Below are 13,758 nucleotides of genomic sequence, written 5' to 3'. Positions count from 1 at the left end.
CGCTTTCCCTGCTCTTTTCTTTTTGCCTGTCAATGCGCTTCTGAGCGGTTTCTATCACATTCTCCACATAATTCTTTTCTTCGGCCATATTGCTGCCGGACAGGATAATCGCCCTTGGGAAATCTGCAAATACTCCTCGCATGGCATCGAGATCAAAGTCAGGATACCGGCTCAAGGCACTTTCAGCCAAATCCTTATCCACGAAATTTTTATGCAGCACATGGCTCATGCTTGGATTTAACTCCAATCGCTTCTGCAACAGGGATATAATAATATCCTTTGGGGTAAATCCCTGGTCAACAAGCTCTGTATAGCTCCCTTCGGGAAGATTAATATGTGGCTTGCTGAGAATATACTCCTCCTTGGAAATGAGCCTCTTGGCTTTATCCGTCACCCATAAGGTATACCCTGGGAATGACCGTACTGCATCCTCCGGGCTGAATTCCTTCAATACCCGGACTATATCTGCTTCCGGATAATGCTTGCCAAACAGTTCCTTGACAGCCAGGATATCAAAATACGCCCTGTTTACCCCCTCTTTTACGCCATCAGTGATGCCCTTCTTCTTCAGCTTGCTGTTATATATTTCAATGATGGCCTTATATTCCTGCTCCGCATCTACTACAGGCTGACGTGCCAGTCCATCCAGAAACTCACTGTGATTGCTGTCTCCGCTAAGTACAGCATCTACATAGGCCTTATTATTTCTGCCGGGTTCATTTGCTACAGGCGATGCCTTGAGCATAGCTTTACGAATAAAATCATCCGGAAACTTTATGGCTTTGAACTGCTCAAAAATTGCCATATCATCGCTGTAGGATAAAATCTTTATGCCGAGCTTTGCCATGTGTTCCTTAGCCAGCGAACGATACACATCAAATTCATTACGCGCTTTTGAAAGCGGCCTTGCCGCCTGAATGTCTGAATAGGCCCGTTTTACCATCATGCACTTTTCCATCAGGCTTTTTATGTATATCTCATCATGGTCGGTATTCTTCAGCAGAACATCAGCCACCGTCTTTTCAGGATACCCTTCATTTACAAGCATACTGATTACAATCTCACCATCATGATATTTACTGAATGAATTGTCATCATCCATATACTTCTTGCTCAGGTTTTTCTTGATACGTTCGAAAGCTTCTGAGGCCTCCACAAAATCAGTTTTTGACCTCTTACGCCTTTCGGCATTGACCAGCTCTATTACTTCATCTGTATACTTCTTGATAAGAGCAGCATCGTCATATTCGTTAAGGATCATTGGAGTATTGGCATAATTTTCCATAACGTCGCGCCAGGAATAACCAATATCCATCAAATCGCAGACAACCGACAAATCAGCCTGCTTATAGATATTGATAATATCCTCCCTGTGCTGTGCCATATATTCTTCCAGATTCAAATTCTGGCTCTGCGCCTGATGGATCAAGCTTTTTTTGCAGCTTGCCACCTTCTCATTCACATCCAGCTTATCGATAATACGCAAATATGCATGATTCAGTGATTCCATTATACCGCCTCCTCTTTTTCTATAAATTCTCCCGGTATTTTCAGTCCATGCTCCTCTAACCAGAAATAGTTAAACTTCTCTGCACCATGGGTTTCTATAATCTTCTCGCACAACGCAAGATCCTTCTTGCCTACAGCCACATAAGCCAGGCTCAAAGGACAGCTTTCCAGCCCCAGATCATAGAGCCGTGAACCTTCCGGCGAAGTGTAATAATAGTGCTTCTGCTTCTTTGCTGCAGAAAGAATTTCCATCTGCCGTTCATTAAGCTTGAACTGTGAATAAACAGCCTTTCTTTTCGGCTCCATTGCCATCTCATCCGGAAGAAATATATGCGTTTTGCAGGAACCAAGGATAATATCAAAAAGCGGTGATTTCACAACATCATCCAGGGACTGGGTTGCAAAAATAACCGAGGCATTGAATTTTCTAAGTGTACGCAGCCAGTCCTCTATTTTGAGCGCAAAAAGAGGATTTTTGAAGAACATCCAACACTCGTCCAAAACTATCAGTGTAGGGCCGTCCTGTGTCACATCATGCCCATCATACCCTTTCAGCATATTCTCTATGCGATGGAAAATATACATCAGCACTGGGCCGATTATATTCGGCTTGTTGATAATCTTGCCCATCTCAAAGCTCTGCCAGCTGCTCAGTTCCAGGGTATCAATATTAGAATCAAAAATACTGCCATATTCATTCCCCATCGTCATAGGCGCAATAGCCTGCTTTAGATGCTCATCCTGTAAATAATCCCTGAGCGTAGATATGGTTCTATGCTCTTTGGGCAGGCTGGACAGGATTAAAAGTGCCTCTCTAATCAGGCTCTTGAGATGCGGCGTGACCTCCACGCCTTCATCCTGCAGAAAATCACACAGCCACTCCATAGCCCACTGCCTCTCGTCAGGGTTGTCAACCTGAGCAAGTGGCTGAAAGGACAGGCCATTTCTTTCATCCGCCAAATCATAAAACTTGCCCCCAACCCCATAAGTAATCACCTTGCTGGACTTGCCGTTGTCAAAAATAATAACCCTGGCATTTTTATACCGGCGGAATGCCGCCTCTATGCAGCATAAATGCACAGATTTACCGGCGCCGGTATCCCCCACCAGCATGGTATGCCCTATCTGCCCTACATGAAGGTTAAGACGAAACGGCGTGTTGCCATTGGTTTCTGTATATAAAAGCGGTGGCCCCTCAAGATGCTTATTATAGCCATTACCGGCCCATATAGCCGAGATGGGCATAAGATGAACCAGATTGCCGGTACTGATGATTTCCCTGCGGATATTTCTCCCCACCAGCCCCGGCAAGGAACCCATCCAGGCTTCCACAGCATTCAGGGTTTCTACACTGACTTTTTTGAAGCCACTGTCCAGCATGAGCTGCTTGATAGTCCTGGCTCTCTGATCCGCTTCCTCCGGATCATCTGATGATACAATAATCGCTGTAGTATAATACACAAAACCAAAGGAATCGGCCTCTACTGCCAGCCTTGCTTCTTTAATTTCGTGAATCAGTCCCTCCACATGCTCATCATTGTATCGTTCTATGTTAGGATCATCCCGGTGGATGAAATAACTCCAGAAGCTCTGCAGCTTGGCATACCACGCCTTGCGCATTGTTTCCAGCGTACTCAATGTATCGTTTTTGGTCATACAAAAGCAGCGGGTAGACCAGCGATAGGGAAAATCCAAATTATTCAGGGCATCCAGTAGTCCGAAAGCCGTAGCGTGAGGATATTTAACCGGCACGACAATCCGCAAATGCTGCCTGTTCAGCTTCGGCTCCAGACCGGCATAAAGGGGCGTATCATATAGATAGCTGTCCAATAGAAGCGGCTTCCCTGGTACTTTTATCGGACGCGGATTGTCAGATATGGTAGAGTGCAGATAGGTAACTGTTTCATCGGCAGTCAGGGGGCGTATCGGTATTCTAAGCCCGGTTATTACCATGTAGAACTTATTGACCTGCTCCAAGAACCTGTCCATTGTGTCCTCTGCGTGAACCACCTTTTTCTTGCGCCCCTCTATGAATATTTCCTTCATTTTCTCAGCACTATCCAGAGGAGGCCGATAATAAATTGTCACATAGAATTTAGATTCATAGTGGCTCCCATCAGAAAACAGCACCTCCCGTTCCTTATCCATTGCCCTTGTGACAATATCAGGAAAATACTGATCAGTCGGATAGCCCAAGGATGGTACACGCTGTGCCTCGAAATAAAGTACATAATCCGTAGGCAACGAGCAAAATTCCTGACTGAGCTGCGATGTTATCATAGAAAGCTCCGCCTCTATGGATGAATCTAGATCCGGCCCATGGTATGCCATAGTCAGCTGAAAAGAGCCATCCTTGTTCAGTACGATAGCTACCTTTTCGTTACTTCCCGGCAATCTGCCTGTACGCAAAATCCCCCACACCATTGCATCACGCAAAAAATGTTTTTTCTTGTATTTATTTGAAAATAAGTTCATCTTATACATCTTCTTCATCTCCTGAATGCAGTAAAAGCTCATCGATACTGGCAAACCCAACTGCAGGCGGATTGGCATAAGGCTCTGCCATGCCCGGCAGGCTTGCCCACCATACATTTTTGCTGTTATAAGCTTCTAAAATGTATGAAACTTCCTCCTGAGTTAAAAACGCCTGCAACTGATGACTTATTTCATCAGTTTTACTCACTGCCACCGATATAATCCAGGCATTCAGATAATAGCCGTTCAGTCGGCCCAGTATGTTAGCCGCTATCATGCTTTTTACAGACGGCCTACCCATACACCACAGCCTGGTGTAATTATTGCGTTCTTTCTCAATACTCCTCTGCTCGATAATTAAAAGCCTTTGCACATGGCGATAAGCCAGTCCCTTACTGTTTAAAAAATTCATAACTATATGCTCATCACGAATATTGGAGGGCGGCGGCATCGTAATAATCAAGAGATTGTTACTGCCTATACAAATGGAATTATTATTAACAAAAATTCCCGCATCCTGTGTAAGCAACGCATCCATATACAAAGGAGTATCAGGCATCTCTATCTTTGGCTTGCTGATAGAAATTGCCGATTCCAAAAAGCTAATCAACGCCTGATATTCCAATATATGGCATGTTGCAACTTTGTATAATATGTTGAATATGCCAGTTACCACCGCAAAAAACTTTTCTCTGGCCTCTTCAGCCCTGATTTTCCCTGTAATGTAATTTTTGATTGTATCGCCATTAAGATAAAATGGGTTCCAATAAATCACTAAAAAACATTTAGTAACCCCATTTATGTGCTGTTCTTCAATCCAATATACCCAGCCATTTCGTAAATTTAAATCTGTTAACTGCTGCAATGTGTTGCCTATATCCGCCTTATATGGTTTATAGGCAATCACAGAAAACATGCTGTAATCTTTATTCTGCATGATCTGCGGATGGAGCAGACCGCCCCACTTAAGCCAGTAGCTGATATTCTCCTCATCTTCGACGTATTCCTTCCAGCTTGCCTCTTTCAAAAAAAATCACCTTTCCTTATGAAAAAAGCGAGACTTGCATTATCACCCCAGCAGAGTCTCGCCTTGCTATTCCCACAGTCCCACTCATGTGGAATAATAATCATGTTTTTTGATATATTTTTGGTAGCAATCGAAAAACTGTGCATCCCCCGCGGATAAAATCACAGCAACAAAATACAATATCCCTGTAATAACGAGTATATAAAAAAATTTGAATATCAATAAAAATGCTGCTGTTATCGCCCCAAGAACCACCAGCACCACCTGCGGCACCTTGGCAAACAGGGGATGCTCGGTCAGTGCCTGGAACAGTGGCAATTTTGCCATTGTATATCTCTGGCCATCTTCCATGTTGCACTACCACCACCATTAGAAAAATACCAGGCCGGAAGCGTCCAATGAAACGTTTAGGCCTGTAACGCCAACCAAAGAATCTGCATTTGCCAGAGCAGCACCGCCTCCTACAAGGCCTATAGATGTACCAAGGCCCTGCTGATTTTGCGATGTAAATTTTTCGTATGCGGCCTTACCGACGCCGACTGCTGCCATCAATCCACCAACACCTTTGGTAGCAAAAAATGCCAACTGGCTAATCGGGGCACCAATTGCTTTCATAAAGCCATTCTCTGCTGATGCTGCACTCTGGGCAAATCCTGTATCCTGACAAATACAAATTGTTCCCATTAAGACTCCGGCATAAACCAATTCAAGACGATGGTTCTGCCAAATTTCAGCAGTCTTTTTGCCTAATGCCTCCCACAGCTGCCTGCCACTCTGAACTTTCCCGAAAATCATTTTTGATGTACTCATAATATTTAGCCTCCTTTTTGCTAATCTGATACTATTGTAAAACTGTCAAGCGTTTTTAAAATGCGGATTTGTCGCAAATTTACACCACATGCTCAATCTCATATTCCTGTGATTGAGGATTATATTTCTTTACCCGGATTATTTCAGAAACTTTCCTTCTTACACCATCCTTTTTGATATAGATAACCATGCCTACGGCCTGCCCAATGGTGCGCTGCTGAGGGGATACAGAAATCTCCGAAATCATCTGCTCCAGACGGTACAATGATTCCAATGCAGAATCACTGTGCAATGTTGCACATCCTCCGTCATGCCCTGTGTTCCAGGCTTTAAGCAGTGTCAGTGCTTCCTTGCCCCTGACCTCTCCCACAACAATCCTCCGTGGCGATAAGCGCAGGGACATTCTCAAAAGCTCGTTCATATCAATGTACGGCTTCTGAGTTTTCAGCCTCACATGATTCGGAGCATTGCACTGCAGTTCCGGTGTATCCTCGATGATAACCAGCCTGTCCCCGGTATCAGAAACCTTATCCAGTATGGCATTCAGCAATGTCGTTTTACCGGAACTGGTGCCACCGGCAGCAATAATATTTTCGTGATTCTGTATACCTTGCAGAATAACCTCACGCTGCCGCTCTGTCATAGTCCCCTGCCGTACATAATCATCCAGGGTAAAGACCGTCTTGGCGTGTTTTCTGATATTGAATATAGGCACATCCACAATATCCGGCAGCTCTGCCTGAAATCGGCATTTGGGCCAATACGGCTCCCATGGCTTCATTTCAGCTTCCAGATATGGCTTGTTCTCCACATCAATGACTGTATCTGCCATCGCTGCTACACCGTAGATAATCTGCTTGGCAATAGACGGCAAAACCTTATGCCCGGTATCCACCCAGCCCCTATCGAATGTATCAATCCAAAGCCGTTGATCTGTATTCACTGCCAACTCCAAAACCTTGGTATCAGCCAGGTATTCCAGGATGGATACCCCCATTGCATTAACAAGTGTCTTACGGGTTCTGATTTCCGCTTCATTAAGCTGATGTTCCATGCCCGTCACTTCCCCCTTCCTTTTCTTTTGCCATAGTTGCTACCAATTGCAAAAATACAGGATCTAGGTTGGCTGGTTCATCATCATACATATCTACTTCTTCCTCACCTGCTGGCCGTGTCCGTGGTATATCAGCTGGCTGAGATGGCCTGTTGTCAGCATTTCCTGGCTCTGCTGTATAGTCTTTTTCTTTTTCTGGCTCAATGTTCTCTGCTGGCTGCTGAATGTCGCTTTCGGCAGCTTCTTCTGCACGTTCAATCTGCTCATCATCCTTCCTTGTACTTACCAGCTCCACTTCTGACCTCTCAGGGGCTTTAAATTCCACTAGCGTCCCAGATTCTGTATTGGATTGATTATCTATAGTTTGGTTATCTGCAGATGTATTTTTGTCATCATCCTCCCCTGCATTTTCCTTATCGTCAGTTGCTTCACCAGTATCGCTATCATCCTGACCAGCAGTTTCAGCTTCACTGCTCAGACGCGCCTGATTTACTTTTTCCTGCCGTTCTTTTATATCTGCCACTTCTGCTGCATGGATGGCAAAAAGCTGCTCATAGTCCCTGATAGCTGTACACGTATCCGAAAATATCGGTGCGTGAATGGCAAAAGCACGCTTTTGGAAATATGGTTCCTTGTACCACCTGATTTTTTTAGCCATAATTGGTTTACCACCTTGGACAAGTACCAGCTGGTTTTTATCCTTGTCCATGCGCATAATCTCATCAGGATTCAAGAGCTTTCTGCCCTGCTCCGATGTAGATGTGGAACCACCTTTAAACAATCCATTGCTGGATTGGCTCTGCGCTGTAATGGTTTTATCTCCGATAGTATCCGACAGAACCTTGGCTGTATCATATTCAGATGGTGTCATGTAAATCTGTACCTGGCTGTTGGAAAGAATTTTATTTGAACCATCCTTGGTGTAAATCTCGTTCAGCTGTGTGATATTCTGGACAACTATGCAGATTTTTACACCATAACCGGCACAAATCGCCAGCGTGTTACCGATAGTTTCCATCTTCTTTAGCTGGGGAAACTCATCCAGCATTAGCAAAAGCCTCTGCTTTTTGGCATCAGGATTGTCAAATTTCATATCCCGGACAGTCTTGGCTATCATGGTATTGACAAAAAGCCTGGTAAGCGGACGAAGCTTATCTATGTCATTTGGCTGCAGCACCATGTACAAGGATATGGCCTGCTCCGGGTTCATCAGATCCCTAAAGCAAAAATCTGATACTGCCGTATTCTTTCGTATAAGCGGATCCTGGTACAGTGCCAATGGCGTTTTGGCAGAACTCAGAATTGACTGCCGTGTTTCCTTGGCACCTTCCAAGATATTAGCTGCCGACTCTGCCACCTTGGCGTGTACCAGCAACCTGTACAGAGGCGATTTATGGGTATTGATAACCGCCTCTATCTCTTTAATATCTTTGCAGTTACGTATTTTGATCATGGGAGATTTCCAGCTGACTACTTCTTTTCGTGCCACGATCGCTTTGCGCAAATTTTCAAAGGCCGCTTGAAGCTCTTCAGTAGGATTTTTCCCTTCCATTTCCATGATGGAGCTGTACTCCTCATCTGTCAGCGGATTTACCTTTAGTGACCTGAGATAGTCTACAATGGGAGCAAAATCCGTATAATAAGTACCGTACACTTCCTTCAGCGGATTATGATACTGCTTCTTTACTTTTTTCTTTTCTGTACCATCTCCCACTTCTTCTTCGTACTCCAGCTCCATAAATTCCTCTGGAGAAATATGCGGATAAACCTTCATGATAGAAAAAAGCTGATCCGTATTCAGGTTTGGAGAAGACAGAAAGCTGAACACATCCGTCGGACAGGGTAACTCCCTGTTCTCCTGGCAATTCTTGTACATCAGGTGCATTACAACACCATTCAGGACATTGATGGCAGAATCATTCCAAAATGGATCCGAATTTGTCTGCTCACCTGTCTTCACCATCGTTTCATTGATTGTAGTTACGTCTGAATACTCCTCATAGCTCTGAAAGTTTATTTCTGCATATGGATTCCATTTTGCTGCTGAACCATCACTGCACAATGGCTCAAATTTCAAGACCTTCTGCTTGAGATTTTTCTGCCTGAAACCAGCTGTAGATGCCCACAATTCTCCCTTGGGATCAAAGAAGAATATGGAATGCTTCCAGATGATGCCGGTAGGTATGATAATACCCACGCCCTTACCGGAACGCGTAGGGGCTGCCAAAAAGATATGCTCCGGCCCATCATGCAGCATAATTTTATCCGTGTACGGATTACGACCACAGACTACGCCATTATCCTTTGCCGTCAGTCCAAGCTGCTCAATATCTTTAGCACTGGCAAATTCAGCAGTACCATGAGAATCAAGCCTTCTGTTTTTTCGGCTAAGCAGATAGCATACTCCAGCCCCAAGCAAAATTGCAGCCAGCGGGCATATACCATAGCTATTGACGATATCCGGCATATTTTTCTGTATCATAGGATCAGCCACCCAGGTCTTCCAGGCAAAAGGCTGATAAATGTGCATCGAGCCTAGTGAAAAACCGTTAGGGATAGAAACTATTCCCAGCTGGACACTTCTCTGCTCCAAATAATCCAGATACCCGGCATCAGCAGCAATCAGGCTGGTTTTCAGCCAATTCCCAAGCAGGACAGCAAATACCATAATAACCAGATAAATCAGCCGGATATTCTTGATTTTGCTATTTGAATTTTCCATAACATCACCTTTTAGAATGAAAATGAAATTGGCTGGGTAACAAAAATGTTAAACTCATACCCTGGCTCAACAGTTACCGTAGGCTGGATATTGGTACTGCTCTGCAACAACTGTTGTAAGCCGCTGGTATCAATATTCGCTCTGTTGGCCCCGATGGTACTAAGTGCTGTAAATCCTGCACTTAGTACACCATTCACCAGTGTTCTGCCGATAGCTGCATCCATGTGCTTGTTCATATTGCCACGAATGCCGTTATATCCATGGTCATCCACTGCTACCATGCTGTCGCCAATGGAATATGAACCGCCATTTGGAAAAACCAGTGTTGAAAAAGTAATTGCCACACGATCTGAATTCCCTGAACCTCCCTGATAGGAGCCAATGGCTTTCGTTCCCATTGGTATCAGTAAGGTTGTCCTTGTAGCAGTGTCATAAACATCACTTTGCACCTGGGCGATAACCTGACCCGGATTGTCCGTATTGATTCCGGTATAGAGCATCATAGGTATGATGGTTCCTGCCTGCAATATCATACCGCCAGGAGCTGAGTAGCCAGCCGAATAGTTACCCATATTTGCAGTGACAGTACTTCCGTCAGAATTTGCATTATCAGCTGCACTGACTCCACCACCACCAATGGCAAAATCAATTGCAGAACGGAATTTATCCACCAAAGCCTTAGTTTCCTTGTTTTGGGCCTCGGCGGCATCCTGATTGATACTCTGGTTAGGTGCATTTCGCCTGGCGTTGGCATCAATCTGCGCCAAAGCAGATGGAAGCATATACGGCGTTGAATATGACTGCTGAGGTTGCTGGGTTGCCCGGATAGCCGGAACCTGCTGCTGTGTACCTGCTGGCTGCATGTTTTGCACATTACCGGCAGCCCTGCTGCCATTTGCACCTGTATTGCCAGTCTTCTGCTGATTGGCCATCTGCATCTGTGCCTGAACATCCCTGTAATCCGTTTCCAGTGCCTGCCGCTTTGCCATATTCGGATCAGCTGCCTGCTCATTTTTTTGCATTTGCCCATTATTCTGCTGGTCATATCCATCACCATCCATGATATTATAAGCAAATGCTACAAGAATAATTAGGGCAGATGCCATTAATGCTATATTGACAAATTTTTTGTTTATACCTAATGTCTTGTCCTTTTCACCATCCGTCATGCTAATATTGCCTGGCTGCAGATCTTCCTCTTCCAAATCATCATCGATACCATCATAAGAATCTGAACGCTCCCGGCCAGAACTCTGCCACTTTTTAGGCAATCTGTTAATAATCAGCTGTTTTATTGCCGTAATATGCTTTGAAATATCCATATACGCTCGCCTCAATCCTTATGCTTTATGGTGATGATGTTACTGTCAGATTCCCTGATCTGGGCTATATCAAAGGTCTTCTCTATGATCATATATTTATCCTTGATGGTATAACTTACCAATGACATTTCCTTGCGATTTTTGCTGCGGATGAAGATGGGAACCTGTTTTTTGTTCATCTTGTCAAATTTCAGATATGTCTTCTCACCATCGCTGAACACCATCACCGGCTTATTGCCTTTGCCTGAAACTTCATAGTTAAAGTCCATCTCCGTAAGGTTCGCCGCATTGACGGTGCCTGTAACAACACGTTCCTCTTTTGCTTTATTCAATAGATTCTCCTGAATAGCCTCTTCGCCATAAACCCAGGTCACCATTGGATTGTACCAATTAGACGAATTTACAATCACCTGATAGGTATGTTTATTGGTGGCAATGAAGAAATTCGTCGTGCCTGTTTCAACAACCGGCTTTACCAGCAAATGTTCTACGCCATCCACGTTTGTCTTGCTGATACTCCAGGAAGCGGTGTCACCACCGCCAACGTAGGAAATAGTTTCACCTTTTTTGAATGACAAATCCGTAATAAACCCTCTGCGACAGTATATTTTGTACATCTGGTTCGGGCTATATGAGAACACCATCGTGGAGTTCCCCTGTGAGTTGATAGCATCCTGTGTATAGCTTACATCACTGCCCTGCCCACCAGGATTGACCAGATAATTACGGGTTGCCGGAGAGCCGTAGGCTCTATAACTCTCTCCTAAATCCCTGGCCTGAGCAGCCACCACGTTGCGAGCTGCCGCTTCATCCTTTCTTTCCTTTTCCAGCTTTTCCAATAAAGCCATGATCCGTTCCTGTGTTTCAATAGTATCCTCCAGCTTTGCCCGCAAATCCATAACCTGGGCAGAAAGATCAGCTACAGCCTGAGATGAATTTGCTGCATTGATTTTCTTTTCAAGAAAATCGATTTTGCTTAAAATTTCCTTGCTGTTCTTTTCAGACTTCTTTTGCGTCAGCTGCGCCAATATCTGCTGCTGACTCTGTATCATGCTGTCAATATCATCAGCATTGTCCGCAGCAAAAGCTGGCGTATAAGTAAAGCTGCAACCAATAATCAATGCAGAAATAGTAATCTTCCTTAAATTCTTAATAATGTTCATTGTTCTCATGTTCCTATTCTCCTTACTTCTTGTTATTCATGTTTTTGGCATCCTGATTGCCATTGCTGTTGACAGTAGATATATCCTGGATAAAATCAAACCCGGTAATATAAATGCCCAACGGATTATTTAAGATATTTTCCTCTTTCACCGGCAACATAGTATAACTAAAAGTGCCTGACATCTGTACATCCTTATAGGAAGAAGTTGATACGTCCACTTCTTCTTCAATCCAGCGTACCAGGAAGGATGCCTGAGATTCCGGCACCTTTTGAACCGAGATGTTCTTGATTGTTACCAGGCTCTTACCCACCTTTTGCTGCTGTGCGCTGTATTTGTTATGATATTTTTGCGCTGCATCCTGTGTCATGTATGCCATAGCCTTTTCCTGCTGCTTGGCATAAACCACTGGATCGTAGCCCATGCTGCGGGCATTTTTTACAAACTCAGCTATGAAATACTTAATTTCCGCCTCCTGCGGCGTATAATCAGCCTCTACAAATGCTCCTGCCTTCTTGATTTCTCCTGTGGTTTCGTTCACAGTAACTACATAAGGAATGACAGTCGATTTCATTGATTGCCATACCAATCCTGCTGCCAGTACGATGCATACAACAACGAGCCCCAGCGATATACGTCGCCAATTATATGCCTGCACCACAGCAGACCCTATACGCCTATCCCAGACTGCTTCCGCCCTTTCAGCAGGTGTAGCCGGATTATGAGGCTGTTCTGCATTGAACTTTTCCTGTTGGTTAAATAAACTTATTGCCATAATTTATCCCCTTTCCTGATTTCCAAGTAAGATTCGTAGACAAATTTAATAAATCCACTTAATGAAAAACCGATGCATATTATAAATTGCATGTTAAACATATTGAAAACCACCATAAAAGCCGCTACCAGGAACAAATCCCAGGGAGCGATAAATCCCTGTAGTTCCTGAAACTTTGTTCCTTTGTAAAACTCTGATTGCAACAAATTTTCCACCATTTTGTGATATGCATAGCATAAGAGAATAAACACTATCACACACTGAATAACTGATACCCATCGCCAGTTTACGTTGAATATTTTGCTTATAAAATCACCTGTTATATGATGAATTTCCATAAGAGGCACGTATATCTCAGCAGCCCCAATAGAATAAAAATATAAAACCGAACCGCTATAGATTGCCATTGACACAGCCATAATAGGTAAGAATGGCAACTCTAATGGTTCATCTAGGTCATTTTTGTCCCCATCCTTAGTAAAAAATGACTTGATATGATTGGTTATATTCTTCGCATTTGAAGCAAGAAAATTGACTAATAGCAATGCTAAGTTGATAAATTGAAGCGATAGCACATAAAATGCAAATAAGACAACAGAGGCTAAAAAATCATATTGCGAAACACTAAGCAATAGAATAATAAGCACTGCTGCTTTGCGAATATCTATCTGCTTCGTTTGCAAATCTTCTGTAACCATATTTATAAAAATCATAGTTGCTAATAACCACAGTAAACCAGCAGACGGTACAGAAGAATCTATTATTGATGAACCAAATATAAATGCCGGAGAATACACCCCCAGCAGCATCAAATGCAGGACAAAGCTGCATAACTTCTGATGCTCACGCATAAAATCATTTGTCACTTTGCGGACTTGTGTAAAATTTACCATCTGGTAAT

At 43.7% G+C, this 13,758-nt stretch carries 11 protein-coding genes; all 11 read right to left on the bottom strand.

Features of this window, described 5'->3' with window-relative positions; genetic code table 11:
• A partial coding sequence (locus ACI3UA_RS05070; RefSeq protein WP_439723747.1) for a hypothetical protein occupies nt 1-1,510 on the bottom strand: 1,510 nt, incomplete at its 3' end.
• Complete coding sequence (locus tag ACI3UA_RS05065) at nt 1,510-3,984, bottom strand: ATP-binding protein (protein ID WP_439723746.1); 2,475 nt, start codon at nt 3,982-3,984, stop codon at nt 1,510-1,512. The genes ACI3UA_RS05065 and ACI3UA_RS05070, both read right to left, overlap by 1 nt.
• 1 nt (nt 3,985) lies before the next feature.
• A complete protein-coding gene (locus ACI3UA_RS05060; RefSeq protein WP_439723745.1) occupies nt 3,986-5,011 on the bottom strand; it encodes a hypothetical protein in 1,026 nt (341 codons plus the stop codon).
• 84 nt (nt 5,012-5,095) lie between these two features.
• On the bottom strand, nt 5,096-5,362 hold the full coding sequence (locus tag ACI3UA_RS05055; protein ID WP_439723744.1) for a VirB3 family type IV secretion system protein: 267 nt from the start codon (nt 5,360-5,362) through the stop codon (nt 5,096-5,098).
• Between the two features lie 18 nt (nt 5,363-5,380).
• A complete protein-coding gene (locus ACI3UA_RS05050; protein ID WP_439723743.1) occupies nt 5,381-5,821 on the bottom strand; it encodes a hypothetical protein in 441 nt (146 codons plus the stop codon).
• A gap of 79 nt (nt 5,822-5,900) precedes the next feature.
• Nucleotides 5,901-6,875 carry a P-type conjugative transfer ATPase TrbB gene (trbB, locus tag ACI3UA_RS05045; protein ID WP_439723742.1) on the bottom strand — a complete coding sequence of 325 codons (975 nt, stop codon included), beginning with the start codon at nt 6,873-6,875 and terminating at the stop codon, nt 5,901-5,903.
• Nucleotides 6,859-9,597: a type IV secretory system conjugative DNA transfer family protein gene (locus tag ACI3UA_RS05040; protein ID WP_439723741.1), complete on the bottom strand. Its 2,739-nt coding sequence runs from the start codon at nt 9,595-9,597 to the stop codon at nt 6,859-6,861. Before ACI3UA_RS05040 ends, trbB begins: the two co-directional genes overlap by 17 nt.
• Nucleotides 9,598-9,608: 11 nt before the next feature.
• Nucleotides 9,609-10,919 carry a TrbI/VirB10 family protein gene (locus tag ACI3UA_RS05035; RefSeq protein ID WP_439723740.1) on the bottom strand — a complete coding sequence of 437 codons (1,311 nt, stop codon included), beginning with the start codon at nt 10,917-10,919 and terminating at the stop codon, nt 9,609-9,611.
• Nucleotides 10,920-10,930: 11 nt separating this feature from the next.
• The gene (locus ACI3UA_RS05030) at nt 10,931-12,091 is read right to left on the bottom strand and encodes a TrbG/VirB9 family P-type conjugative transfer protein (protein ID WP_439723739.1); all 1,161 of its coding nucleotides are present in this window, start codon (nt 12,089-12,091) and stop codon (nt 10,931-10,933) included.
• Between the two features lie 13 nt (nt 12,092-12,104).
• Nucleotides 12,105-12,857: a conjugal transfer protein TrbF gene (gene trbF, locus ACI3UA_RS05025; protein ID WP_439723738.1), complete on the bottom strand. Its 753-nt coding sequence runs from the start codon at nt 12,855-12,857 to the stop codon at nt 12,105-12,107.
• On the bottom strand, nt 12,848-13,758 hold a 911-nt coding region (locus ACI3UA_RS05020; protein WP_439723737.1), incomplete at its 5' end, for a hypothetical protein. The genes ACI3UA_RS05020 and trbF, both read right to left, overlap by 10 nt.

The organism is Anaerovibrio sp., from assembly GCF_051866355.1.
Classification (GTDB): domain Bacteria; phylum Bacillota; class Negativicutes; order Selenomonadales; family Selenomonadaceae; genus Anaerovibrio.
The sequence above is the reverse complement of the archived record's forward strand: the minus strand, read 5'-3'. Positions and strand labels throughout refer to the sequence as shown.